The organism is Pseudoalteromonas sp. NZS11_1 (assembly GCF_015864275.1).
In the GTDB taxonomy this organism is placed as follows: domain Bacteria; phylum Pseudomonadota; class Gammaproteobacteria; order Enterobacterales; family Alteromonadaceae; genus Pseudoalteromonas; species Pseudoalteromonas arctica.
The window spans coordinates 96,356-123,241 of the sequence record NZ_JADYXK010000011.1; the positions used below are offsets into that span (position 1 = coordinate 96,356).

The 26,886-nt window shown below is 39.7% G+C and carries 20 protein-coding genes; 17 read left to right on the top strand and 3 right to left on the bottom strand.

The window, feature by feature from the left end; genetic code table 11:
* Positions 1-127 precede the first annotated feature (127 nt).
* From I6F44_RS10115 to I6F44_RS10125, 3 genes are all read left to right on the top strand, one after another.
* Positions 128-1,084, top strand: coding sequence for a porin (locus tag I6F44_RS10115; protein WP_165722576.1), 957 nt, complete (start codon positions 128-130; stop codon positions 1,082-1,084).
* Positions 1,085-1,093: 9 nt separating this feature from the next.
* Positions 1,094-2,569 carry an SLC13 family permease gene (locus I6F44_RS10120; RefSeq protein WP_197173724.1) on the top strand — a complete coding sequence of 492 codons (1,476 nt, stop codon included), beginning with the start codon at positions 1,094-1,096 and terminating at the stop codon, positions 2,567-2,569.
* A gap of 255 nt (positions 2,570-2,824) precedes the next feature.
* Positions 2,825-4,243 carry a coniferyl aldehyde dehydrogenase gene (locus I6F44_RS10125; RefSeq protein WP_197173725.1) on the top strand — a complete coding sequence of 473 codons (1,419 nt, stop codon included), beginning with the start codon at positions 2,825-2,827 and terminating at the stop codon, positions 4,241-4,243.
* A 148-nt stretch (positions 4,244-4,391) separates the two neighbouring features.
* Here I6F44_RS10125 and I6F44_RS10130 read toward each other — a convergent pair whose 3' ends face one another.
* Positions 4,392-5,117: a tetratricopeptide repeat protein gene (locus tag I6F44_RS10130; protein ID WP_007582012.1), complete on the bottom strand. Its 726-nt coding sequence runs from the start codon at positions 5,115-5,117 to the stop codon at positions 4,392-4,394.
* A gap of 687 nt (positions 5,118-5,804) precedes the next feature.
* On the opposite strand from I6F44_RS10130, the gene I6F44_RS10135 reads away from it, so the two are divergent.
* The 7 genes from I6F44_RS10135 (at position 5,805) to I6F44_RS10165 (ending at position 13,726) form a co-directional block, all read left to right on the top strand.
* Positions 5,805-6,668 carry a DUF6279 family lipoprotein gene (locus tag I6F44_RS10135; RefSeq protein ID WP_165735933.1) on the top strand — a complete coding sequence of 288 codons (864 nt, stop codon included), beginning with the start codon at positions 5,805-5,807 and terminating at the stop codon, positions 6,666-6,668.
* An 85-nt stretch (positions 6,669-6,753) separates the two neighbouring features.
* Positions 6,754-7,782 (top strand): XdhC family protein, encoded by a 1,029-nt coding sequence (locus I6F44_RS10140; protein ID WP_121955119.1) that lies wholly within the window; start codon positions 6,754-6,756, stop codon positions 7,780-7,782.
* Positions 7,776-8,369: a nucleotidyltransferase family protein gene (locus tag I6F44_RS10145; RefSeq protein ID WP_197173726.1), complete on the top strand. Its 594-nt coding sequence runs from the start codon at positions 7,776-7,778 to the stop codon at positions 8,367-8,369. Before I6F44_RS10140 ends, I6F44_RS10145 begins: the two co-directional genes overlap by 7 nt.
* Positions 8,370-8,568: 199 nt before the next feature.
* A complete protein-coding gene (locus tag I6F44_RS10150) occupies positions 8,569-9,057 on the top strand; it encodes a (2Fe-2S)-binding protein (protein ID WP_007582016.1) in 489 nt (162 codons plus the stop codon).
* A 12-nt stretch (positions 9,058-9,069) separates the two neighbouring features.
* A complete protein-coding gene (locus I6F44_RS10155; RefSeq protein ID WP_121955117.1) occupies positions 9,070-11,361 on the top strand; it encodes a xanthine dehydrogenase family protein molybdopterin-binding subunit in 2,292 nt (763 codons plus the stop codon).
* 186 nt (positions 11,362-11,547) lie between these two features.
* The gene (gene moaA, locus I6F44_RS10160; protein WP_007582018.1) at positions 11,548-12,519 is read left to right on the top strand and encodes a GTP 3',8-cyclase MoaA; all 972 of its coding nucleotides are present in this window, start codon (positions 11,548-11,550) and stop codon (positions 12,517-12,519) included.
* A 169-nt stretch (positions 12,520-12,688) separates the two neighbouring features.
* Positions 12,689-13,726, top strand: a complete 1,038-nt coding sequence (locus I6F44_RS10165; protein ID WP_024593166.1) for a GGDEF domain-containing protein — start codon at positions 12,689-12,691, stop codon at positions 13,724-13,726.
* Between the two features lie 10 nt (positions 13,727-13,736).
* On the opposite strand, the gene I6F44_RS10170 is transcribed toward I6F44_RS10165, so the two are convergent.
* A complete protein-coding gene (locus I6F44_RS10170; protein WP_007582020.1) occupies positions 13,737-14,675 on the bottom strand; it encodes a LysR family transcriptional regulator in 939 nt (312 codons plus the stop codon).
* 119 nt (positions 14,676-14,794) lie between these two features.
* Here I6F44_RS10170 and I6F44_RS10175 point away from each other — a divergent pair, with 119 nt between their 5' ends.
* The 5 genes from I6F44_RS10175 (at position 14,795) to I6F44_RS10195 (ending at position 24,165) form a co-directional block, all read left to right on the top strand.
* Positions 14,795-15,964 carry an efflux RND transporter periplasmic adaptor subunit gene (locus I6F44_RS10175; protein WP_010553924.1) on the top strand — a complete coding sequence of 390 codons (1,170 nt, stop codon included), beginning with the start codon at positions 14,795-14,797 and terminating at the stop codon, positions 15,962-15,964.
* Positions 15,965-15,973: 9 nt separating this feature from the next.
* Positions 15,974-19,126, top strand: coding sequence for an efflux RND transporter permease subunit (locus tag I6F44_RS10180; protein ID WP_121955252.1), 3,153 nt, complete (start codon positions 15,974-15,976; stop codon positions 19,124-19,126).
* Positions 19,119-20,531, top strand: coding sequence for a TolC family protein (locus I6F44_RS10185; protein ID WP_121955251.1), 1,413 nt, complete (start codon positions 19,119-19,121; stop codon positions 20,529-20,531). Before I6F44_RS10180 ends, I6F44_RS10185 begins: the two co-directional genes overlap by 8 nt.
* Positions 20,532-20,541: 10 nt before the next feature.
* Positions 20,542-21,570: a zinc-binding dehydrogenase gene (locus I6F44_RS10190; RefSeq protein WP_121955250.1), complete on the top strand. Its 1,029-nt coding sequence runs from the start codon at positions 20,542-20,544 to the stop codon at positions 21,568-21,570.
* Positions 21,571-21,909: 339 nt separating this feature from the next.
* Entirely contained in the window at positions 21,910-24,165 is a 2,256-nt protein-coding gene (locus I6F44_RS10195) for an acyl-CoA dehydrogenase (RefSeq protein ID WP_121955254.1), read from the top strand.
* Positions 24,166-24,353: 188 nt separating this feature from the next.
* Here the strand turns inward: I6F44_RS10195 and I6F44_RS10200 are convergent, their stop codons facing one another.
* A complete protein-coding gene (locus I6F44_RS10200; RefSeq protein WP_121955249.1) occupies positions 24,354-25,322 on the bottom strand; it encodes an integron integrase in 969 nt (322 codons plus the stop codon).
* Between the two features lie 304 nt (positions 25,323-25,626).
* Here I6F44_RS10200 and I6F44_RS10205 point away from each other — a divergent pair, with 304 nt between their 5' ends.
* Positions 25,627-26,430, top strand: a complete 804-nt coding sequence (locus tag I6F44_RS10205; RefSeq protein ID WP_197173727.1) for a tyrosine-type recombinase/integrase — start codon at positions 25,627-25,629, stop codon at positions 26,428-26,430.
* The coding region (locus tag I6F44_RS10210) for an IS91 family transposase (RefSeq protein ID WP_197173728.1) at positions 26,427-26,886 on the top strand (460 nt) is incomplete at its 3' end. The genes I6F44_RS10205 and I6F44_RS10210, both read left to right, overlap by 4 nt.

The following is a 26,886-nucleotide window of genomic DNA, read 5'->3' on the forward strand; positions in this document are numbered from 1 at the left end:
ACACGCTTTTATTTAAATTAAACGACTTATTTTAGTAAGCTATTGAAATAGATTACTTTTATACACTTGGCAGTAAAGTTGCCTTATTAGCGCTACAACAAGTAGATTCTAATAATTAGGGCACACGATGACAAAAACTACACACACCTGTATTTTATTTCTATCCTATGGTTGCTTAGCTACATTTTCACACACATCTTTTGCTGCAGAGTACGCTGTATACGGTAAAGCCGAAGTACAAATTGCCAGTACTGATACGGGCATAATGCGTTATGCCGAAGAGGGTACTCAAATTGAAGCGCCATACTCGCGTATTGGTATTAAGGGCGATCATAAACTTAACGAATATTTAAGTGCTGTTTTTAAATATGAGGTACAAGTTAAAGGTTTTGAAGAAGATGATACGCAAGAGCCTTTTACTGCACGTAATACTTACTTAGGTTTAAAAGGTGCTTTTGGTGAAGTTGTTGTAGGTCGTAACGACACTCGCTTTAAATACTCTGAAGGTAAACTCGATAACTTTAACGAAACTCAAGCCGATATGGCACAGGTTATTGCAGGTCAAGACCGCCTCGGTGACACAATAACTTACACCTCAAACTATTGGCATAATACGCAGTTTTCATTTACCTACGCTCCTAAAGACGATAATAAAGATAATGAAGCAGGTTTTGCTGCTACGCTTATTTATGGTGATCGTAATTTAAATAATACGCCATATTACTTATCGTTAAGCCATGTTGATTCACTTAATAATATTACTGCAAGCAGAATTGCCGGTGTTTATAAGTTCGAACAATTACAACTTGGTGCGTTATACCAACATTCAGAATCAGTAGATGGCACAAAGTCGGGCAATGGTTACGTATTAAGTGCCAGTTATACACTTGATAAGTGGGTGCCAAAAATTCAATTTGCTAAAGATGACTCAACTCTTCGTCAAGCATCTGAGGCAACGCAATGGAGCACAGGCCTTGATTATGTATTTGATAAGCAAACTACAGCTTATCTTTTATATACCGATCTTAATTTAGAAGAACAAGACGACAGCAGTGTTGCGCTTGGTCTTAAATACAAGTTTTAGAGGCTAGCCATGACAGATAATATATTGACGCAAGAACCAGATAAGAACAGACATTTTCAATGGCTTTTTTTAGTACTGGGCCCTTTAGTAATGCTATTAACATGTTTACTTGATCCGCCAACAGGAATGTCGGTTGCGGCATTTAAAACTGCAGGTTTAGCGTTTTGGATGGCATCGTGGTGGGTAAGTGAAGTTGTACCAATTCCGGCAACTGCATTGCTACCACTGGTAATATCACCACTGGCTGACATAGCAGCAATAAAAAGTGTGGCTGCGCCATATGCACACCCGTTAATCTTTTTATTTTTAGGCGGATTTTTAATCTCAATTGCTATGGAGCGTTGGGGTTTACATAAACGTATTGCATTAAGCACCATGTTATATGCGGGTAAAAAACCAAGTTTACAAATTTTAGCTATGATGCTTGTTACTGCATTTTTATCTATGTGGATGTCTAATACTGCGACAGCCGTAATGATGTTGCCTATTGCACTTTCAATTACCAATTTGGTTAAGCAATCAGACCCAAGTAATGAAGGGTTTGGCAAAGCATTGCTACTATCAATTGCTTATGGTGCAAGCATTGGTGGTATTGCTACTTTAATTGGTACACCGCCTAATGCATTAATGGCTGCATACCTATCTGACAGTTACCAAATTGAAATAGGCTTTGCTCAGTGGATGGTTGTAGGCGTACCACTGTCTTTAAGTATGCTTATTATTAGTTGGGTTTGGCTTACCAAATTTGCGTATAAAGTAGATGCTAATGTTAAAAACGATCAAAAAATTGATACCAAAGCGGTATTTTCTGAACAGTTAAAAAAGCTTGGAATAATGCAACGCGCAGAAAAAGGCGTATTGTTTGTATTTGTGCTTGCTGCACTTTGCTGGATATTTAGACCTTTATTGGGTGATATAACAGGTCTTAAAATTTCAGATACTACAATTGCAATTGCTGCTGCATTACTGCTGTTTGTAATGCCTGCTAATAAAGGCAGTGATGAGCGTATTCTTGATTGGCAAAACGCCTCACAAGTACCTTGGGGCGTATTGCTATTGTTTGGGGGCGGACTTACGCTTGCATCTCAAATTAAATCGTCAGGTCTTGCCGAGTTTATTGCTCACATGATTGAAGGCGCAAGTGCGATTCCTCTTGTTATGAGCGTACTTGTTGTGGTTGCTTTAATTACATTTTTAACTGAAATTACAAGCAATACAGCAACCGCTGCAGGTTTCTTACCGTTATTAGGTCCTGTTGCTGAATCGATAACAGGTTCACCCCTTGTATGGGTTATTCCTGCTGCTATTGCGTGTAGTTGCGCATTTATGATGCCTGTAGCAACACCACCTAATGCGATTGTGTTTGGCTCAGGGCAAATTCAAATGCGCGACATGATAAGAGCCGGCTTTGTGCTAAATATTGTCGCAATTGTTTTAATAACACTTGTAACAATGACGATTGCAGCCCAAGTATTTGGCTTTTAAAACTGTACTAAATTAGTTCCAACCAACCTATATTAGAGTAGTTTTGTTTAAAGTTATAACTTAAAGCAAAGCTACTCTTTATATCCAATCATTTCAGTTAAATTCACACCATTAGTGTTCAAAAGAGTTGCTTAGGGTAGATTTACCCTTAAAAACTCAAGTTATATATTACGCTTTCAAGCAAATTAGTGTTATTGCTCGAAAAACAGAACAAGGTTATAGTCTGCGGTAACTTTAAAAATTGAGTAATCTATTTTGAGCACCGACACATCACAGGCAATGCCTTTAATTCCCCAATTTGATGAATTGCAAAAAAGCTTTCTCGAAACACCTTACTTGCCAATTGATAAACGTCTCGTTTTATTAAAAAAACTCCGTGTACGTATTGTTGAACTTGAGCAAGAGCTAGTGGATGCTGCTTCAAAAGACTTTGGTTACAGAACCGCTTTCGATACTTTACTTGGCGATATATTGCCTACGGTTCAAACACTCGCGCACATTATCAAAAAGCTATCAAAATGGGCAAAGCCAAGTAATCGCTCTGTAGGTTTAAGTTTGTGGCCTTCAAAAGTAAGTGTTAATTACCAACCTAAAGGTGTGGTTGGTATTATTGCACCGTGGAATTACCCGATTCAGTTAGCGTTAGTACCTGTGCTTACCGCCATAGCTGCCGGTAATAGAGTGATGCTTAAATTAAGCGAGTTTACACCTCACACAAACGTCGTTATCGAAAAAATATTTAAAGACGACATGCAAACGCATTGCAAAATAATACAAGGCGGTAGCGACGTAGCCGCGCAGTTTTCATCACTGCCATTTGCTCATTTATTATTTACGGGGTCATCGGCCGTAGGTAAATTAGTAATGGCGTCAGCGAGTCGTAATTTAACACCAGTAACGCTTGAGCTCGGTGGTAAATCGCCAGTTATTATTACGCAAAATGCCGATATTAAAAAAGCGGCACAAGCCATACTGTTTGGAAAAATGGCCAACGCAGGGCAAATATGCGTTGCTCCCGACTACGTATTTGTACCCAAAGCGCTTGAGCATCAGCTGGTTCAGCAATTATGCGAGCTTTATAAAAAGCACTTTAAAGACGGTGTTGAAGGTAAAAACTTAACCTCTATTATTAGCGATGCACACTATAAACGTTTAGCAACCTACTTAGAGCAAGCACAAGAGCTTGGCGCAAACATTATTAAGCCACTTGAGCAAAACCAGCAAGATGAGCAAAAACATCGTATGGGGCTGCATTTAGTGACTCAAGTAACTGACGAAATGCAGCTAATGCAAGATGAGCTATTTGGCCCAATACTACCAATAATGAGTTATGACACGCTCGACAGCGCAATTGACTATATTAAAGCCCATCACCACCCGTTAGCGCTTTATATTTTAGGGCAAGATAAGCACGCTCAAGAATACATTATGAAGCAAACAATCAGTGGCACTGTGGCAATAAACGATACGTTAGTGCAAGTAACTGCTGACGATGCCCCTTTTGGTGGTGTAGGGCATTCAGGAATGGGGCATTATCATGGCATAGAAGGGTTTTTAACGTTTAGCCATGCTAAAAATACGTTAGTATCGGGCTCGTTTAATCCTCGTATTGTTATGCTGCTAAAACAAAGCAAACTTCTTATTAAGCTACTAAAGTGGCTTTACATAAAATAAGAGTGTGTTGATTTTGTAAAGTTGAATAGATTTTGAATCTGCTAAATCAAGATATATTAAAAAGGCTGAATTACGTTATGTAATTCAGCCTTTTTTAGATTAGTTTCAAACTAAGGTTAAGGTCTTAAACTCTTAATAGTCTTAAACTTTAAAATAAGCGACCTTCGCCAGCATAGGTACCCACTTGTATTTTTGCATAAATGGCATCGGCTTTTTCTTTAGCTTCTTCAATTTCTTTAGGCAGCATTTTACGCTCATCAAGTTTGCGGCTATGACTCGCTTGCATATTGCCGTTGTACTCAGCGATAGTATTCCAAATGTACGACTTTTCTAAATCTTTTGGCATACCTAGCCCTTCAAAATACATGAGGGCTAAATTGAATTGTGCTAAAGAGTAATTGTTTGCAGCTGCTTTTTCGTACCAGTTGCGTGCCGCTTCATAATCTCGCGTAACGCCCACGCCATTGGAATACATTACACCTAAATTAAACTGAGCCGCAGGCAGGTTTTTATTGGCTGCTTTTTCAAATAAGGTAACAGCCATTTGGTGATCAAGCTTTACGCCTTTACCTTCGTCGTATAAAACAGCTAACGCAAACATTGAATCCGGATGGTTCTTTTTAACGCCTTGTTGATAAAGCGCAGCTGCTTTGCGGTAATCGCGTGTTACACCGTATCCACCTTCGTATAATTTAGCTAGTTCGTAAATTCCTGGCGCAAAACCTTTATCGGCAAGGTATTGAAATTCTTTTAGGGCGACTGCAAATTCACCTTCGTTAGCTGCTCTTATGCCATCTTCTAATGTTGCATGAGCGAAAGGGCTGGCAAGTAAAACGCCAGCAAGAACGAGTGCTTTCAAATTAAACTGTGACATATTAATGTCTCCAATTAGTAATAGTTACGATAGGTTTTAGGGCCAGTATATCTTGCCGCGATTAAATAGGGCCTAAATAGAACAAGTTTTAATCCCGAAAGGTAAACAGACTTTAGTTAAATGCTAAATTATTAAATTTTTGCACTATTTGCGCATTTTAAACGTTTAATACTCAATGCATTTAAGTAGAGACTAAATCGATTATTATAAATAGATGCAAAAAAGGGTGTCTACTGTTATGTTTTACGCCAGCTTTAGCGCAAACGCAAGGCGATACCTTATCAGATCGTGCGTATAAAATGTAAATAATAGCGCGGTGGACTTTTAAGGTAAGTAAACGAGTTTAAGAAGTGTAAGATACAGATTTTATAGAAAATTTAAAGAAATAAAAAAAGCCCGTTAGGGCTTTTTTGAGTCATATTAACCGTCACTAATATGAGCAATGTAGCAAGTAAATGTGATATTTGATGTTATTACTTGGGTCGAGTAAGTAATAACACGAAGCGGCACGCTCTTCTTTTAATGTGTCAGCATCCTTGCTGAATATTCTTCCGTAGGCACTGAGGTTGTTACACTGTGTTTGTGCGAACGATTATCAGTTAGATCTAAATGCAAGTCAACACTTAAATGATAATTATTATCAAATGAGTTTTGAGCTTTGCCACAATCTAAATAATAGAGAAGGTTATGCTTAATAATTTCAAAGCAAAAAAACTAAAACAGATATGCCTTGCTGTAAGTATGTTGTTTTTATGTAGTTGTTCGGCATCTTTTACTTACAATAATTTGAGTTGGCTTTCATCGTTTTGGGTTGACGATTATGTTGATTTAAATAAAAAGCAAAATACACAGCTAAAAAACATAATTACAACAACACAAAATTGGCACCGAACTACCCAGTTACCCGCCTACAGACAAGACATACAAAATATAAAAGTATTGTTTAACCAAACATTGGAGGCTAAACAATTAAAAACACAGGTTGTGCTTGCAAAACAACATTGGCAGAACCTACTTGGGTACGCAAAACTGCCTTTAGCTGAACTTGGGGCAACCCTATCAAGTGAGCAAAGAGGTGAGCTTTTAGACAATATCCAAATAAAAATTAACGACGAACGCGAAGAGTTTAACGAACAAACCCCGCTTGAGCGAAAAAGTGAGCGTTTAGAAGAGCAATTTGAATACTACGAGCAGTGGATAGGCAAGCTTAATAAACAACAAAAAGCGCTGATTAAATCAACTAATGAACAACATCAAGACTCAGGAGCGCTGTGGTTAGAGTACAAGCAAAACCGTTTGAATGCAGCCAAACAGGTATTTACAAATGCTGAAATTACAAAAAAAGAACTTATAAATCAGTTAAGTACGGTTATTGAAGAGCGCGAACTTTATATGAGCGACGCACTATTGAAAAGCAATGAAGCAAACTTAAATTTATATATAAATTTACTCTACGAATTAAACCTAACTCTAAATGATAAACAACGCCAAAGCGTTAATGATCAATTTGATGAGTTAATTGAGACCTTAAACGATATAATAGAAAACTAAATTGTGCGTGAATTATTAAGTTTTAAATTAGCTGTTTAGGCTGGTTTGTTTTTAAACGCAAAAAATGCTTTTTAAAGGGCAATATATGGTTACAGATTTGAAAAGTATCTTAAACACTTGGTATCTCAATAGGGACAACCAAGAATGGGTTTTAGCTACTTTGTACAAAATTGAAGGCTCTAGCTACAGAAAACTAGGGGCTATGATGCTTATTTCGAGCCTAGGCGAGCGCTTGGGGATGCTTTCGGGAGGCTGTTTAGAAGCTGACATACAGCGCCACGCTAAACAAGTAATGAGTACTTTAACCAGTAAAACCATTAGTTATGATGCCACCGATGAAGACGATTTAACATTTCAACTTGGCATTGGTTGTGGGGGCATAGTACATATTTTACTGCAGCCCATTCACAAAGCTAATGACTATTTACAGCTAGAGCTTGTATCTAAAGCACTTAATGAGAATAAACCAGGGCGATACCTTCAACAAGTAAGCCCCATTTTGCCAGCCGGCAGTGGTGTATTTACGCAAAATGATGAGTTACATGGTTTATCAATGAACCGCAAAGCGCAGTTGGTAGAATTACAAGGCGCTACGTGCTTGCAAACTTCTATTTATCCGCCTCCTCATTTATTAATAGTGGGTGGTGGGGCCGATGCAGTTCCGGTTTATACATTTGCCAAACAACTTGGTTGGAGTGTAACTGTATGGGATACACGCGCGGCTAATGCAAAAAGGCAATATTTTAAAAATGCAGATGCTATTTTGCGCTCCACACCGAGTGAGTTAAAAGAATATTGCATAACCAATAAAGTCGATGCTGCTATTTTAATGGCTCACAGCGTTGAACTTGACGCCAGTACGTTGGCTCAATTTAAAGATGTTCCATTTAAATACATAGGGTTATTGGGTCCTAAGCACAGACGTGAACAAGTTTTAGAGCACGCAAATACGCGTGTTTCACAAATAAAGTCTCCTGTTTTTGGGCCTGTCGGTTTAAATTTAGGCGGCGACTCGCCAGAGAGTATTGCACTATCGCTGATCAGCGAAATACATGCAGTGCTGTGTGACAAAAACGCCCAATCGCTAAGCCATTGGGGGCAAGAGGCGTGCTAATTGCAAAAGTTGTTTTAGCCGCAGGTCAATCATCTCGCTTTAACGGCTGTAAATTAACGGCTGATATCGGGTTTGGCAAAACAATGATTGAGCATGCAGTAAATACACTTCAAGCACTTGATGACACGCCGGTGTATGTAGTTACCGGGGCATGGCATAAAGAAGTATCACAAGCACTGGCAGGTTATAAAAACATAGAGCTCATTGAGAACAAGCAATGGAGCCAAGGTTTAGGTAATTCAATCGCGATAGCTTCTCAAACAGTGTTTAAAAATAAGTCCTTTGATGGGATTTTATTTATGCTCGCGGATCAGGTTGAGCTAAAAGTAGCGCACTTAAGTGAGCTAGTTACTGGTTTTACACGTAATCCATCGCGCTGGTGCGCAAACTATGGCGAGCGTTTAGGTGTACCCGCTATATTCCCAGTGGTTGATTTATCTCAGCTTGCAAGCTTAACTTCAGATAGAGGTGCACAGCAATTACTGCGCTTCAGCAGTGAGGTCGTCAATACAATTAGTTTACGTAGTGCGAGTTTAGACATAGATACTCAAAAGCAGCTAAGTAATTTTATAGCTAAAAATGAGTGAAAAAGTATTAGTAGGGCAAAATAAGTTTTAGCTGCGCTAACGCTTTAGTGCAGTGGTTATGGTATTTAGCTGTTAATGTAGCTGATGCGGTAACTATATGTGTTATGGGTTAGTAGTTACAACAATCTTAACTGTTATAACCCGTGTTTAAATTAAATAATTTAAACACGGGTTATAAAGCTTAATCAAGGGGCAAGCTATGGTGACGTTTACAATTAATGGCAAGGTGGTTGAATCACACGCAAGTGAAGATACACCATTGTTATGGGTTATTCGTGATGAAATTGGATTAAAAGGTACGAAGTTTGGTTGCGGTATTGCAATGTGTGGTGCGTGTACGGTGCATTTAGATGGGCAAGCAACTCGCTCATGTGTTTTACCAATTGGCGCAATTGCAGGAAAAAACATTACTACAATTGAAGGGCTTAATAACGAACACCCACTTCAAAAAGCATGGGTTGAAGAGCAAGTACCACAGTGCGGTTACTGTCAGTCGGGGCAAATAATGCAAGCTGCTACATTACTAGCAGCTAATCCAAGTCCTTCAGATGAAGAAATAGTAAGCCATATGAATGGTAACTATTGTCGCTGTATGGCTTATAAACGTATTAAAACTGCTATTCAACGCGCTGCAGATGAGTCACAAAGTGTAGTAAATATATTTGATCCAAATGCACAAGACGCTTAACTGGAGCCGATAATGAAAAAATTATTTCAAAAAAATAGCGAAACCGTTAATTTAAATCGTCGCTCGTTTATGATTGGCACTGCTAGCGCAGGCTTAGTCATGGCGTTTGCCCCTGCGTTATTTTCGGGTTCGGTCAGTGCAAAAGAATCAATTGCGCAACAAGCTTTTTCACCCACTATTTGGTGGACTATGAGCACCGACGGCGCCGTAGAAGTGAGTATTGCTAAAGCTGAAATGGGTCAACATATTGGTACTGCTCTTGCGCGCATTGTGGCTGATGAGCTTGAATGTGATTGGGATAAAGTATCAATTACCTACGTAGATACCCATGAAAAATGGGGCTTTATGGTAACGGGTGGTTCGTGGTCTGTATTTCAAAGCTTCAAGCCATTATCTCAAGCCGGCGCTGCGGGTCGAATTGCATTAATAGAAGCCGGAGCTAAAATGCTCGGCGTGCCTGCAGACAAATGTCGTGCTGAAAAGGGCTATATTATTGCAGGCGAAAAATCGGTTAGTTATGCTGACATAGTTAAAAAAGGCGAGTTTAATCGTACATTTACCAGTGATGAAGTTGCAAACCTTCCACTAAAACCTGCTAATAAACGTCATTTAACTGGGCTTAAACAAGACTTTAAAGCGCTTGATATACCAGCCAAAACAAATGGTACCGCAGTATATGGGATAGATGTAGAAGTTGAAGGCATGCTGTACGCGCGACCAGTAATACCGCCAACCCGTTATGGCAGCACAGTAACAAACGTTGACGATAGTGCAGCAAAAGCTATTAAAGGTTACAAAGGCTATGAAATTTTAAATGACCCTAGTAACACAGTGCAAGGCTGGGTTGTTGTATTAGCTGATAGTTACCCAAGTGCCATTAAAGCAGTAGATGCTTTAAAGGTGAGTTACAAAAAGGGTGAGTCAGCAAATATATCTGAAGCTGATATTCAAAAAGAAGGTAAGCGATTATGCGAGCAACGCGACTCGGGTACTTTATTTGTTGATCAAGGCGATATAAAGAAAACCCAAGCAGACGCCAGTGAGTCGTTAGAATCAATGTATACCACAGCGACAGCAAGTCATTATCAGCTAGAGCCATTAAATGCGGTTGCAGAATTTAAAGACGGAAATTGGATTATTCATACTGGTAACCAATGGCAGTCACTTACGTTACCTGCGCTTGCTAAAGCACTCGAAATAGAACAAAACAAAGTAATTATTCGTCCTTATTATTTAGGTGGTGGTTTTGGTCGTCGATTATTTGGTGACTGGACTGTACCTGCAGCTCTAACCGCAAAAGCAGTAGGTAAACCAGTAAAACTGGTATTTACACGAGCAGACGATAGTTTATTCGATCAGTCTCGTTCTGCATCTGCTGCAAAAATGACGGCGTCGTTTGATAAAAACGGTACTTTTACTGGTTTAGAGCATGCATTTGCTGCAGGTTGGCCTACTAAAGCAATGGCACCTGGGTTTTTATCACCGGGTGTTGATGGTAAAGGTAAATTTGATGCATTTTCGGCATCGGGCGCCGATCATTGGTATAGCATGAGCAGTCATCGTGCACGCGCTATTAATAACGAAGTTGCACAAAGCACCTTTACTCCAGGTTGGTTACGTTCAGTAGGGCCAGGTTGGATTGCTTGGAGCCTTGAGTCGTTTATTGATGAAATTGCCCATAAGCAAGGCAAAGATCCAGTTCAATTTAGAATTGAAATGTTAGATGGTAAAGGCAAGCAAGCGGGTAAAGCACCTGAGAGCGTTGGTGGAGCACTGCGCTTACGTAATGTGCTTAAAACGGTGTCTGACAAAGTAGCTTCTGTTAAATTAGCTAAAGATGAGGGCATTGGTTTTTCTGTAAGCTCAGGGCAAGAACGTACTATGCCAGCATGGCTTGCAACCGCAGCGCATGTTCACGTTAACCGTGATAGTGGTAAAATAACGCTTAAAAAGCTTTATGTTGTTGTAGATGCGGGCTTAATAGTTCACCCAGATGGCGCATTGGCGCAAATTGAAGGGTCGTTACTATGGGGCAGCAGCCTTGCATTGCATGAATCAAATACGTATAAAGATGGACAGGTATCAGCGACTAACTTTAATACTTATTTACCGCTAAGAATGCAAGATGTGCCAGATATTGACATTGAATTTTTACAAAGTGATGAGTTTCCAGTTGGTTTAGGCGAACCTGGCGTTATAGGGGTTGCTCCTGCGATTGGTAATGCTGTATTTAATGCAGTAGGCGTGCGTTTACGTGACCTACCAATGAAGCCAAGCGAACTTAAAAAAGGCTTAGAAGCGTAAAACAAAAATAACTAAAGGGGTATGCTTTATGCTGCTCCTTTAAGTTATTAAATATATTTATGTAATTATTATTTATGTATCAATAAGTAGCGTTGTTTATACTAATTCGCTTAATTAAATGATTAAGTATTATTGCAAATTGGTATTAGGTTGTTATTACTTGTTGATATTAGTTAAGGTTTATTTATGCTAATCGACCCAACAGGGCGAGAGTTTAGTTACTTACGTTTGTCTATTACTGATGTATGTAATTTTAAGTGTGTTTATTGTTTACCAGATGGTTATCAGGGCGGTCATGACCGTGGTTTTCTCACAATTGATGAAATTAGCAACACGCTTAAAGCGTTTGCACACCATGGTATCGAAAAAGTAAGGATCACTGGCGGAGAGCCAACCCTTAGAAAAGATTTTATAGATGTTGTTCGCGCGGCAAAAGATGTCGCGGGCATAAAAAAAATTGCAATGACTACCAATGGTTTTTCTCTTCATAAGAATATTCATGACTGGGTAGATGCAGGCTTAAACGCCATTAATGTAAGCATTGATAGTTTAGATTCACGCATGTTTAACACCATTACTGGGCATGACAAATTTACCTCAGTAATGAAAGGCATTGATACTGCGCTTGAAACGGGTATTGATTCGGTAAAAATAAACAGCGTGCTGATGAAGCAATACAACGCAAAAGAGTTTGATACATTTTTAAACTGGGTTAAACACCGTCCCGTTACCATCCGCTTTATAGAATTGATGCAAACAAACGACAACAAAGCTTTTTTTGATGCTAACCATGTTTCTGGGCAAGTTTTAAAAACTCAGTTATTACAAACGGGTTGGCAGCAAGTTGCGCGTAGTGCATCAGCAGGTCCTGCTCAAGAGTTTGCTCATCCTGATTATCAAGGCAGAATTGGTTTGATCATGCCTTACAGCAACGACTTTTGTAGTACCTGTAACCGATTAAGGGTTACAGCAAAAGGGAATCTGCACTTGTGTTTGTTTTCTGAAGAGGGTATTTCGCTAAGAGAATATATGAACGACAGTTCAAACAGTGAATTAATGGCATTGTTATCTCGTTATATTAAAACCAAAAAGCCAACTCACCTTTTACACCAAGGTAATACAGGTATTACTACTAATTTATCCATGTTAGGTGGCTAGTTGTTAAAGCCACTTAGTGATATTAAAGCATCAAACGTGTTTCTAAAACACACTACATTATCCCTAAAATGTAAATAACTGGTTGTATCTACATGGTTTTATATCAACAAGGCTTGTTAAATTGTATTTTCACGTTAAACTTACTTTTTATTTTTATTAAGTGATTAGAATGGATATCGCGGCTCTTAATAGCACTAAATCATTAAGAAAGGACGTTCTGAGAGGGATGTGTCTTTGTTTTGGTTTTTTATCGGTAGGATTTGCGGGATTTAATTTAACCGTAAATAACTTTCCATTGCTTGGCTACATCGAAATCTGTTTTTCTATTTATTGTATATTTACTTATATTTCACTTATACGCCGTCCACTACAGTTTTGGCAATCCTTAATAATGTGTGTACTTATAACGCTAATTGTTATTTTAGGTACATCCTTAGCATCGCCTCGTAATGGTGTGTTTGTATGGTCATTTGCATTACCTATTTTGTACTACCTGTTATTAGGTAAACAATATGGTGTAATTTTCTCTGCAAATTTATTAGTTATCCAAGTGTTTATTTTAGGGAGTAAGTCTACACTTGCCCCCTTTGAAACTTTTAACTTATCCCTTAATCTACTCTGTGCTTATTTAAGTATTTGGGCGATTTCTCATGTTTTTGAAGGGAGCCGCTCACATTTTTCAAAGCGCCTTAAAAATTTAGCGTTACTTGATCCGTTAACGGGTGCAGGTAATCGCCTTTCAATGAACCACTATTTTGAAGTTGAACTACAAGATAAGTCACAGTTATATTTGTTTTTACTCGATTTAGACTTTTTTAAGCAGATAAATGATGAGCATGGCCATGGTGTCGGTGACCAAGTACTTATCGAAGTGGCCACTTTACTAAGAGTTGTGCTTGGTAGAGGGTATGTATTTAGAGTAGGCGGTGAAGAGTTTGCTTTATTTAGCTCTTTTGCAAATGAAGAGGCTGCACTTAATACCGCTGAACAAATAAGAGCACGCTTTGAAAATACCACATTTGACATTGACGGCCTTGCAATTAATGTTACAACCAGTATTGGTGTTGCAAAATTTAAAAGTACTAATTCATTGGAAAGCTTTGTAAACCAAGCAGATAAACAGTTATATAAAGCAAAACAATTTGGCCGCAATAAAGTGTATTGTAAGTTTAAAAAAGAACATGACTACGAAACGGTAGTTGCTTAAGCAGGGTTACTTAATACATTTGCTCAAAATTGGGGATCCCGTTTTCCCAAATCGGTTTATCTTTTCCTAAATGCTCGCGCACAGCATCAAAAAACAACCGGGTCCTCACTGGTAAATCTCGGTGCGGATATACGGCATACATCGCACTAAACTCCATCAGTTTTACATCGGTCAATAAAGGCACTAGCTTACCTTGTATTATTTCATCACCAATAATAAATGCAGGGGCAACAAAGTAAGTTGTTCCCGATAATGTTTTCATTAACAATGACTCGGCATCATTAGCACGAAACACACTTTTTATTTTTTGCTCGCAGCGTTCACCCTTACTATCGTAGTAATCTATGGTTTCTACTCGAATAGAATTACTGGCATAGCTTGCTGCTGGTAATTGCGCTAACTCTTCGATTGTTTTTGGCATACCGTAAGTTTCAATAAACTGCGGTGCAGCTAAAATTAATAATCGGTTACGCGCTATTTTACGTGCAATAAGTGACGAATCTTTAGGCTCACCTACACGAAAAGCCAAATCAAATCCTTCAGAGACTATATCTACTAATCTATCGTCTAAACGCAGTTCAACTTCTACTTGAGGAAAGCGTTTTTGAAAATCATTAAGTACAGGTTGTAAATAACGACGACCAATAAGTGTTGAAGAAGTGATTTTTAATACGCCACGCGGTTCTAAATGGTAGTTTTCAGCCATGCGTACGGTTTCGCCGAGCAGCTCTCTAAGCTCAGCGGCTTTTTTGATCATTTCGGCACCCGCCGCTGTGAGCGAAAATGAACGCGTGGTTCGGTTAAGTAACCTAACGCCTAACTCATCCTCTAAACGGCTAATTTGTTTAGATATAACAGAGCGATCTATGTTGCGTATTTCTGCAGCTTTTGCAAAAGAGCCTTGCTCAACCACTTCAAGTAACATTAAAAGTCGACTTGTTGTATCCATTATTACACCTTAACTAATCTATTGATGCCATTTTGGCATTAATGAATTTAAAAATCTATGGTTTTTACACACGGGTTTAATCCGTATTATGCGAGGCTAATCAACAATGGAGCGTCTTCATGAACAAACATCTAATTGCTGCTGCACTTACTGCGGCATCTTTAACACTTGCGGGTTGTGCTGATGAGAGCACAGCTCAATCAGCACCTGCACAGCAACTTCAACCAATTGATGTAGCACAGGTGCTTGTTAAGCCGGTACAAAGCTGGCACACATATACAACTCGTTTAGAGTCTCCACAAGAAGTTGCTTTAATGCCGCGTGTATCGGGAATCATCGATAGCATTGAATTTAAAGAAGGCGACGTGGTTAAAGAAGGCGATGTTTTATTTCAATTAGATGCTCGCCCATTTGCAGCGGTTGTTGCAAGCTTAAAAGCACAAATCAATAGCGCAGAAGCTGCCTTAGAGCAAGCTAAAAGTGAAGACAAACGTGCGGTACGCTTATTAGACCGCAAGGCAATCTCAACTGAGCAAGCACAAGCGCGTACTTCAACACTACGCCAACGCGAAGCACAGCTTTCTGCACTTCAAGCACAACTTACTTCAGCAGAGCTTGATTTAGAGTTTACGTCAGTAGTATCACCAATTGATGGCATTATTTCTCGCGCAAATATTACCAAAGGTAATAACATACTTGCGGGTCAAAGCGTATTAACGTCAATTGTTTCAAACCAAGCTATGTACGCTTATTTTGATGTTGATGAACGCACATGGAATAGCTCTTTTAATGATGTTACTGCTGCGAGCCACCAAACTGTTGTAATGCAAAAAGTGGGTCAAAGCGATTTTGCATACAAAGGCTACATTAACTTTATTGATAACCAAATTAATTCATCAACGGGTACATTACGCGTACGTGCGGTATTTAATGAAGACAGCAACCAATTACGCGCAGGCTCGTTTGCACGTATTAAGCTTGCAGCCAACTCTATTAGCGACGCGATTATTATCCCAGAACGTGCAATTGGTACCGACTTAAAAAATCGTTTTGTATTAACGGTTGGCGAAAACAACGTACTTGAATACAAACTTATCACTACTGGTGAGCGTTACGGTGCATTACGTGCGGTTACATCGGGCCTTAACGAAGGTGATGTTATTGCTGTAAATGGCCCAGCTCGCGTAGGCCCTGGTATGCCAATCTCTCCGCAAACAGTAACAATTGATACAAGTGGTGTGGCATTTACATTGTTAAATGACAACGCACAACTTGTGGCTAAGCAATAAGGTTTATTGATGAAATTCTCGCATTTCTTTATACAGCGTCCAATATTTGCGGCCATGCTGTCATTGGTTATTTTAATTGCTGGTGGTATATCACTATTCCAATTACCAGTTAGTGAATACCCAGAAGTAGTTCCTCCAACAGTTGTTGTTACCGCTAACTACCCGGGTGCTAACCCTACCGTTATTGCGCAAACAGTGGCAACACCGCTGGAGCAAGAAATTAACGGTACTGAAAACATGCTATATATGTTTTCGCAAGGTACCAGTGATGGCCGCATGACACTAACGGTAACCTTTGCGTTAGGTACCGATTTAGACCGTGCTCAAGTACAAGTACAAAACCGTGTAAACAGTGCACTTCCGCGTTTGCCAGAAGAAGTACAACGTTTAGGTGTTGTGGCTGAAAAGTCATCACCAGATTTAACCATGGTAGTGCATTTATACTCTCCTGAAAAAACGCACGACACAGCTTACTTATCTAACTATGCTGATTTAAACATTAAAGATGAAATTGCGCGCTTACCAGGCGTAGGTGATATTCGCATGTTTGGTGCTGGCAAATACTCAATGCGAGTATGGCTAAACCCAGATGCACTTGCTGCACGCGAATTAACAGCAACAGATGTAGTAACAGCACTTCGCTCGCAAAACCAGCAAGTTGCTGCAGGTAGCTTAGGTGCGCAACCAATTTCAAACGACAGTCAATTTCAAATATTGTTAAACGTTAAAGGTCGTTTAAACAGTATTGAAGAATTTGAACAAGTTATTATTAAAGTAGGCGACGAAGGTCAGTTAACGCGTTTATCTGATATAGCCCGTGTTGATTTAGGTCAAGACACTTACGCACTGCGTGCTGAGCTTGATAACCAACCAGCTCTTGCAATGCCAATATTCCAACGCCCAGGTTCAAACGCTATTGAGCTTTCCGATCAAGTACGCGAAACAATGGCGCGCTTATCTAAAGATTTCCCTACTGGTGTTGAATACGACATTGTGTACGACCCTACGGTATTTGTTCGCGGCTCAATTGACGCGGTAATTGCAACGTTGCTTGAAGCAATTGTGCTGGTAGTTATTGTTGTTATTGTATTTTTACAAACCTGGCGAGCATCAATTATTCCGCTAATTGCTGTGCCTATTTCACTTATTGGTACGTTTGCCGTAATGCAGTGGTTAGGTGTCTCAATTAATACCTTGTCGTTGTTTGGTTTAGTATTGGCCATAGGTATTGTTGTAGATGATGCGATTGTAGTTGTTGAAAACGTAGAGCGTAATATTGAAAAAGGCTTATCGCCACTTGAAGCAACCCGCGTTGCAATGAGTGAAGTAACAGGCCCTATTATTGCCATTGCGCTAGTACTAAGTGCTGTATTTATTCCTACTGCGTTTATTACCGGTTTATCAGGTCAGTTTTATAAGCAATTTGCACTTACAATTACAATTTCGACGATTATCTCAGCGTTTAACTCATTAACGTTATCGCCTGCGCTTGCTGCATTGTTATTAAAATCGCATGATGCAAAACCAGATGCATTTACGCGTTTACTTAATAAATTGTTTGGTCGTTGGTTATTTAAACCATTTAACCGCGTATTTAATCGTGGTGCTAAAGGTTACGAAAAACTGGTACAAAAACTAATTCGTATGACCGTTGTTGTAATGGTGGCTTACATTGCACTTGTTGGTGGCACAATTAAGTTATTTGATACCGTACCAGGTGGCTTTATTCCACAGCAAGATAAACAGTATTTAGTGGCTATTGCGCAGTTACCTGACGCATCAAGCCTTGATCGTACTGAAGACGTACTTGCTCAAATGCAGCAAATTGCATTAGAAGTACCAGGCGTTGCACATACAGTTGCTTTTCCTGGCTTATCAGTGAACGGTTTTACTAATAGCCCTAACAGCGGCATTGTATTCACACCACTTGAAAGCTTTGACAAACGTACCGACCCAAGCCAATCAGCGATGGCGATTGCTGCAGAGTTGAATAAACGTTTTGCTGCCATTGATGAAGCATTTGTAGCGGTATTTCCACCGCCGCCAATTCAAGGTTTAGGCACTACCGGTGGTTTTAAACTGCAAATAGAGGACAGAGCTAATAAAGGATTTGAAGCCTTATTTAATAGTCTGCAAGCCGTAATTACTAAAGCGCAACAAGACCCTGCATTAATGGGCTTGTACTCAAGTTTCCGTATCCAAGTTCCACAAATGGATATTGATATTGACCGTGAGCAAGCGCTTATTCAAGGTATTCCACTTGATGAAGTATTTAATGCACTGCAAATTTACTTAGGCTCTGTGTACGTAAATGACTTTAATATGTTTGGCCGAACGTACCAAGTAAATGCACAGGCTGATGCTGACTATCGCTTAGATCCTGATCAAATACTTAATTTAAAAGTACGTAACCGCTCAGGTAATATGGTGCCACTGGGGTCTGTACTAACTGTAACTCCAACGATTGGTCCTGACCGTGTTATGCATTACAACGGTTACCCAAGTGCAGAGCTAAATGGTAGCCCAGCGCCAGGTTATAGTTCTGATCAAGCACAAATTGCTATTGAAAAAGTACTCGCAGACACACTACCAACAGGTATTGAATATGAGTGGACTGAAGTAACGTACCAACAAGTACTTGCCGGTAACACCATGGTTTATGTATTCCCGTTAGTTGTATTACTTGTATTTATGGTACTTGCAGCGCAGTACGAGAGCTTACGTTTACCACTGGCAATTATATTAATAGTACCAATGACTATTTTCTCAGCCTTGTTAGGTGTGTGGTTTGTTGGCTCAGACAACAACATATTCACCCAAATAGCGTTAATAGTACTGGTCGCGTTGGCTTCTAAAAATGCAATATTGATGGTTGAGTTTGCAAAAGATAGACACGACTCAGGCTTATCGCACTTAGAGGCAATACTTGAGGCATGTCGTATGCGCTTGCGCCCAATATTAATGACCTCAATTGCATTTACAGCAGGTGTTGTACCGTTAGTACTTGCCACCGGTGCAGGCGCCGAAATGCGACACGCAATGGGTAACGCAGTATTCTCAGGGATGATAGGTGTAACCGTGTTTGGCCTATTGTTTACGCCGGTATTTTATATGTTAGTGACTAACAAAAAAGAGAAAGCGCAGGAGAATACTCATGACTAAATTAATGCAAAAAAGACTTAAAACAAGTCTGACCGCCAGTGCAGTATTAGTCGCTGCGTTTTTAGCCGGGTGTGCGAGTAAAATAGACACCATGAGCGAGCAAAAAGCCGTTAACGAATTTGTTGCCAAAGCTAATATTGCTAGTAACGTTAGCGTTGCTGATGAAACAAACTGGTGGAAAAAGCTTAATTCTGATCAACTAAATGAGCTTGTTACCGGTGCGCTTGCAAATAACTATAATTTGCAAACAAGCCAGCTAACACTTAAAAGTGCATTAGCGCGACTAGGAGAGCAAAAAGCCCAGTACCTTCCGCAAGGTGGCGTAAATGTTGGCGCAGCTCGAAGCGATGCACCAAGCGTTTATGACCGTCAATCAAGTGCAAACGTTGCACTTGATTGGCAGCTAGATTTATTTGGTCGTATAACGGCGTTGGTTGATGCTGCAAATGCATCAGCCATGAGCCAAGCAGAGCAAGTACGTTTACTGCAAATTGAAGTTGTTTCGTCAGTCGTTAAAGGCTTTGTAAGTTATCAAGGCAATGTTGAAAAACAACACATTGTTACGCTTCAAATTGAAGCGCTTGAGCAAAGTATTGACGTTCTTCAAGCCCGTGTTGACGAAGGCGTCGCAAACGAGCTTGATTTAAACCGTACTATGGCGCAGCTTAGGCAGCAACAAGCACTAATGCCTGCCATTGAGTATGCAAAATACAGCGATTTATCTGCCCTTGCAGTACTAAGCGGTAAGTTAGCGCAAAATATTGCTATTGAAAACGAGCAAGGTGTGCTTGAACGTGACTTTAGCGTAGCACTAAAAAACGCTAATAATGCCATTGCCTTACGTCCAGATATTAGCCGTGCATTGTTTGATTTTAGCCAAGCAAATAGTTTAAGTGTTGCAGCTAGCAAAGCGTTATTACCAGATATTAGCTTATCTGCATTTGCAGGGGTTGTGAGTATAGATAGCACAGGCTTAAAAAATACCGACCAACAGTGGCAAGTAGCGCCGCAGTTGCAATGGTCGTTATTAAGCTACCCAGCATTATTAGCACAGCGCGACGCGCAGCAGTTTTTAAGTGAAGCCGCTTACAGCGATTATCAACAAGTAGTATTAACTGCACTAAGTGAAAGTGAACTTTCATTGCAATTATTGGTCAATCAAGCACAGCAAAAACGCTTTGCTGACGAACGCTATGACTTTGCTAATAAAGCATTTTTACAAGCACAAGCAATGTACGAAGAAGGTCAAATTCCTTATCTTGAGTTGTTAGATGCGCGCCAGGATGTTTTAATAGCACAAGAAAATGCTGTTGAAACAACAATCACTTCACTGCTTGCCAAAGTAAATGCTTACCAGTCATTTAATGGCCAATGGAGTTATGCGTTAAACGACACTAATAAGTAGAGTTATATTGATGCCAAATACTGAAAATTTACATGAATACATTATCCCGCAAATGATGCGCGCTATTGTACTGCCAGAACCAAATGAAGCAATTGACTTAGCGGATGCTGAGCTGCCTGTTCCTATTTGTGCAGATAACGAGCTGCTTGTAAAAGTAGAGTACGTTGGTTTAAATCCAGTTGATGGTCAATTTGCTAAAACAGGCTTTTGTAAATGGCAGTATCCACACATTTTAGGCTTAGATGCCGTAGGTGTTGTGGTTAAAGCTAATAAAGGTGTGTTTCCAAATGTTGGCGAGCGGGTTATGTGGCATGCCAACATTGGTGAGCAAGGTGCTTTGAGCGAATACACCAAAGTACCTAACTTTGCAGTGTCGGTTGTGCCAAGCAGTTTAAATCCGGCCATTGCAGCAACACTTCCATGCGCCGGTATGGCAGCACTTATCAGCTTAGATAAAATAGGCATTAGTGAAGGCGATACTATTTTTATTGAAGGCGGAGCCGGAGCGGTAGGGCAGTTTGCTATTCAATATGCAAAGCAGCGCGGTGCAGACGTATTTACCACAGCATCAAAGCGTAATCATAAGTTGGTTAAGCAGTTAGGCGCTGATGTGGTTTTTGACTATAGCGATAAAAAGCTATGCGAAAAAATCCGCAGAGAACTTGGCCCACAAGGCTTTGATGCGGTTATTGATACGATTGGTGGTGAGTGTACTCAGCGTAATATTGAGTTAATGCGTTTTTGCGGACGTATTGCCTGCTTAAATCCGCTCCCTTGTTTTGATCAAGACTTAATGTATCACCGAGCGCCCAATATTAGTGTTGTATCGATTGGTGGTGCGTGGCTTGCTAATAGTTTATGTGCACAACAACGTTTGAGTTTTATGGGCAACCTGTTACTTGAAGGATCTGTTAGTGGCGACATTAAACACCCAGAAATAACGCCCGTAGATTTTAGTGCTGAGTCAGTATCGCAAGCACTTAATAAACAACTTGCTGGTGGTTTTACCGGCAAGCAAGTTGTTAAAGTTGCTAAGTGAAGCGCTTATACAATTTGATTTAAATTTAAGTAGTTTTAGCTAGATTAACTGATAATGTAGCCTCTACAAATTGAATAAAAACGTAGCCTATTTGTGCTGCGTTTTTTTATGCCCATAAAAAAATAGATACAGCGCTAGCGCTTTTGCTGTTTTATTCATCATTTTAGCTAAAATACTTTTTTTCAGCGTACAACTGTAAGCCTTTGTGTTTCAACAGTTTACGTTCAGGTAAAGAAAATAAATTGAAAAAACTGTTAATTAATTGAATAGAGTAATTGATCTAAACGATTTTTTATGACGTAATGTAGTTATTATTTAGCTGGTCGGATGAGTTCAATCATGAGTTTACGTACAAAACTAAAAAAAGTATTACCAAGTATTTCTATCACAGAACAAGAAGCGCTAGACGCGGGTGATGTATGGCTTGAAGGTTCTATCTACCAAGGTAAGCCTGATTTCAGTGCACTTCGCGATGTACCTGCTGCTACATTAAGCGCAGACGAGCAAGCATTCTTAGACGGTCCAGTAAAAGAACTACTGGGCATGATTGACGATTCAGTGATTCAAAACGGCATTCATTTACCAAATGACATCTTAGAATTTTTGAAAAAAGAGCGTTTTTTCTCGCTTATCATTCCTAAGTCGTTTGGTGGTTTAGAGTTTAGCCCTTATGCAAACTCTACTATTGTTGGCACAATTGCGACTAAGAGCTCAGCAGTTGCGGTAACCGTAATGGTTCCTAACTCGTTAGGCCCGGGTGAGTTATTACTCCACTTTGGTACGCAAGAACAACAAGCACATTACTTACCACGCCTAGCAAATGGTACAGACATTCCATGTTTTGCATTAACAAGCCCAGAAGCGGGTTCTGATGCAGGTGGCATTCCAGACATTGGTACAGTTACTAAAGGCATGTATAAAGGCGAAGAAGTACTTGGCCTTGAGATCACATGGGACAAGCGCTACATAACGCTTGCACCTATTGCTACTGTACTTGGTTTAGCTTTTAAAGTAATGGACCCTGATGGTTTATTAGGTGGCAAAGAAAGCTTAGGTATTACCTGTGCACTTATTCCAAAAGAGCACCCAGGTGTAGAGCTTGGTAATCGCCATGACCCAATGGGTATTCGTTTTTACAACGGTACTACACGTGGTAACAAAGTATTTGTACCAATGGATTTTGTTATTGGTGGACAGAAAAACATCGGCCGTGGTTGGCAAATGCTGGTTAGCTGTTTAGGTGCTGGCCGTGGTATTTCATTACCTGCGCTAGGTGTTAGTACAGCACAAGTTGCATTTAAATCAGCATCAGAATACGCAGCAGTGCGTGAACAGTTTGGTTTAGCCATTGGCCAGTTTGAAGGTATTCAAGAAAAACTAGCTGACATTGCAGGTAAAACATACCTACAAGAAGCAATGCGCGTACTTACAACTGAAGGCTTAGGCATGGGCTTAAAACCATCAGTAGTAACCGCAATCGCTAAATACCACATGACAGAGCTTGGTCGCGACGTGCTTGATTCAGCAATGGATATTCAAGCAGGTAAAGCGATTCAAAATGGTCCACAAAATACATTAGCAAGTGGTTATGTTGCTCAGCCGATTGCCATTACGGTAGAAGGCGCGAACATTCTTACACGTAACCTAATGATATTTGGTCAAGGTGTTATGCGTTGTCACCCATACTTACAATCTATGGTTGAGTCAATTCACAGCGAAGACAAAGGCGCAGATAAAGAATTTAACGGCATTTTGCGTAAAACAATTGGTTACAGCACAGCAAACAGCTTACGTGCTTTCCGCCTGGGGGTTTTACCATTTACAGCAAGTGCTAATTCTGAATTACCAGAAGTACGCGACTATGAAAAAGCAGTACATAAATTATCTGCAAAACTTGCAGTGTACGCAGACTTTTCGTTACTTGTACTTGGCGGTAAGTTAAAACAAGCAGAAATGCTATCGGCACGTTTAGGCGATGTAATGAGCTTCTTATATGCAGCTATGGCATCAATTAAATACTACGAGCAAAAAGTATCAAGTAGTGACCGTGAGCAAGCAGCGCCGTATTTCCATTACGCGACTCGTTTTGCACTACAAAGTGCTGAAGAAGCATTGCATAAGTTTTTAGATAACTTCCCTGCAAGTGGTACACGTAAGTTTATTCGTTTCATTACAATGAACTACTCAACTAAAATGCCAAAAATTAGCGACGATTTAATCCGCAAACTAGCTAAGCAAGCTCAGCTAGATACCGCATTTAAAGCGCAAATCACGCATTTAGTTAAACCAGTAGTGGGCGATGGCCATCATATTAATGAGCAAGCTTACAAAGCTAAAATGGCATCACTTGGCGAACTGGCTAAAGTTAAAAAAGCATTACGTGCTAAAGTAATTAAACCAGGTATACGCTTTAACATCACGCTTGATAACGCACTAGCGGCAAACGTAATCACACAAGCTGAACACGTTCAGTTAATTGATTACAACATCAAACGTGAAAAAGCGATTCGTGTAGATGAGTTCGATTTTGATATGAACCTACTAGACGATAACGCACAGCCGATTAATCCGCTTAAAAGTGTAGTTAATCAGTAAGTTAAAGTAATTAAATTCAATGATGCAAAGCGCCCGCAGTATCGGCGCTTTTATTCTTGAAAAGTATTAGTGTGGAGCCCCGCTTGTGTAAAAACAAGCGGGGCTTTTTTTATGTTTTTAAAATGGAAATAGATGACGGTATTGGTTTGAAAGTGAATATGTATCTGTAGAGTATTAAAAAGAGACGCTTATAATCTTGAAAAAGGGCTAATAACCCCGTTAGCGCCTTGCTGCAGTACATGGGTATATATTTGCGTAGTACGCACATCACTGTGACCTAGCTGTGTTTGTACTGTACGTATATCAGCGCCGCTTTGCAGCAAGTGCGTAGCAAATGAGTGGCGCAAAGTATGTGGGGTAACGTGTTTGTTAATTTCAGCTTTTGTTGAAGACAGTTTAACTGCCTTTCTTACCCCTGAATGATCTAAGTGGTGACGTCTTATTTCTCCTGTTTCAGGGTCCGTACTTAATTTATGTGATGGGAACAGAAACTGCCATTGTAAAGACTTATTAGCGCTTGGGTATTTTTTACTAAGTCGATGAGGCATCCATACGCCGGCGTACGCATCATTTTTTAAATCTAACTGTAAATATTCATCAACTTGAATTATTTGATTTCTTAGCATTGGTATTAATTCTTCAGCAAGTGTCACAATACGATTTTTATTACCCTTGTCGTTCCAAATGCGTATGTTTTTATAGTCGAAGTCAATATCTTGAACTCTTATTTTTACTGCCTCCATCAGCCGTAAACCACTTCCATATAGCAGGCTTGCTATCAAATAATGTCGTTTATTTATATTTCTAAAAAATAGCGACACCTCAGTTTGTGTAAGTACGACAGGAAGTTTCTGTTGGCGGTTACTTTTAACGAAGTTTAAATCTAATGAGAGCTCATTTTTTATAATATGTTTATATAAAAAAGCAAGTGCATTTAAAGCGGTTGCTTGTGTTCTCGCTGCCACTTTTTTAGTGACTGTTAAGTAATTTAAAAATATTTCTACTTCATTATTGCCCATACTGGTAGGGTGCCGCTTATTATGAAAATGGATATACGCAGTAATCCAAAAGACATAAGTTTCAATAGATTTTTTAGCATAGTGATGGCTATACATATAATTGATAATACTATTAAGGAAAGGAGAGTTAGTTTTCATTTTAAATCTCAATTAGCTGTATTTATATACAGTATTGGCGTTTTTCCTCCTAAGTCAAGAAATGAGGACGTTTTCCTCTTTTCTGCATTTTAATAAAAGAACAGCCTGACTTAAAGTTTAAAGCTGGCAATGTGTTACAGGATTTGTTATTAATATTAAAAATAATTAAGGGGACATACATTGCTCATAAAAAGAGGAAAGTGTCCTCTGATAAAGCTGTTGAACTAAGCCGCTACGCGGAGATCCTATTCTGACCATTTGAGCCACACTTACCTTGGGGTTATCCCATATTTGGAGGTAAGTAATGAATACACTCATTGAACAAGTCAAAACTGAAATAGCCTNTTACTGCGAGCATTTACTTAAACTCAGCCATTATTTTAATAAACCACTCGATTTAATTACTGATGATGAGCTGAATATCTTTTTTAAAGATCCCGCCATTCGCAAGCTCTCCAGAGCGAGTCAAAAAATACAAATAAACAGCATTTGGTTTTTGTTTAAGAATATTTTACACCGCCCACTGAACTTAGACATAGCCTTGCCTAAAGCAAAACCTCGGGCACCTACTTATTTATCGCGTGATGATATTCGACGACTTATAGAAAGTTGCACGGATATGCGCTTAAAAACATTGATAGTGGTGTGTTATGGATGTGGTTTGCGTATTGGCGAACTGCTGCGCATCAAAGTGCAAGACATCGATGGACAGCGTAAAACCATTTTAATTGAACATGGTAAAGGAGATAAGTCACGCTATGTTGTTGTATCAGATAGCGTGCTAAATCAATTACGTTGCTATTGGAAAATGTATCACCCAACGGGCTGGATGTTTTATTCACGATGGTTAATGGATAAACCTATGTCACCCTCAAGCTTCAGAAAGGCATTGAAAAAACATGCACAAATGTGTGGTTTAAAGCACTGTAATCCACATGTATTACGCCATGCTTATGCAACACATCAACTTGAGTTAGGGATGCCGCTTCATCAACTTCAACATCAGCTTGGTCATAGTGACATTAGAACCACGCAAAGTTACTTACACTGGTTACCTGAATTAGGGCATGGTGGCATTGATTTACTCGCAAGTTGGGGGAACCAATGAGCGGCTTGCACCTCGCTGATATTTTAAATTCTGGCCTTGGGAATTATCGGCAGCACCACATAATGAGTTATCAACAGTTACGAGTCTGCCAACACCTTCAATCATGCAGAACGGGGCAGCTCGGTTATCAAGCATGGCAATGTGATAACTGTAGTGAAGTACAACAAATTGGGTGTAGTTGTCGAGACCGTCATTGCCCACGTTGCCAAGGGATGGCTACGGCTAAATGGGTGCAAAAACAGCAGGAAGATTTATTACCGTGTCGGTATTTCCACCTTGTTTTTACGCTCCCGCATGAGTTAAATATCATTGCGCACTACAACCCAAACGCGTTATATCACTGTTTATTTAAAGCCGCATGGCAAACGCTGTGTAAATTTGCGAAACGAAAGAGGCATGGCCAGTTAGGCATGACAAGCGTACTGCATACGTGGGGGCAGAACTTAAGTCAGCATA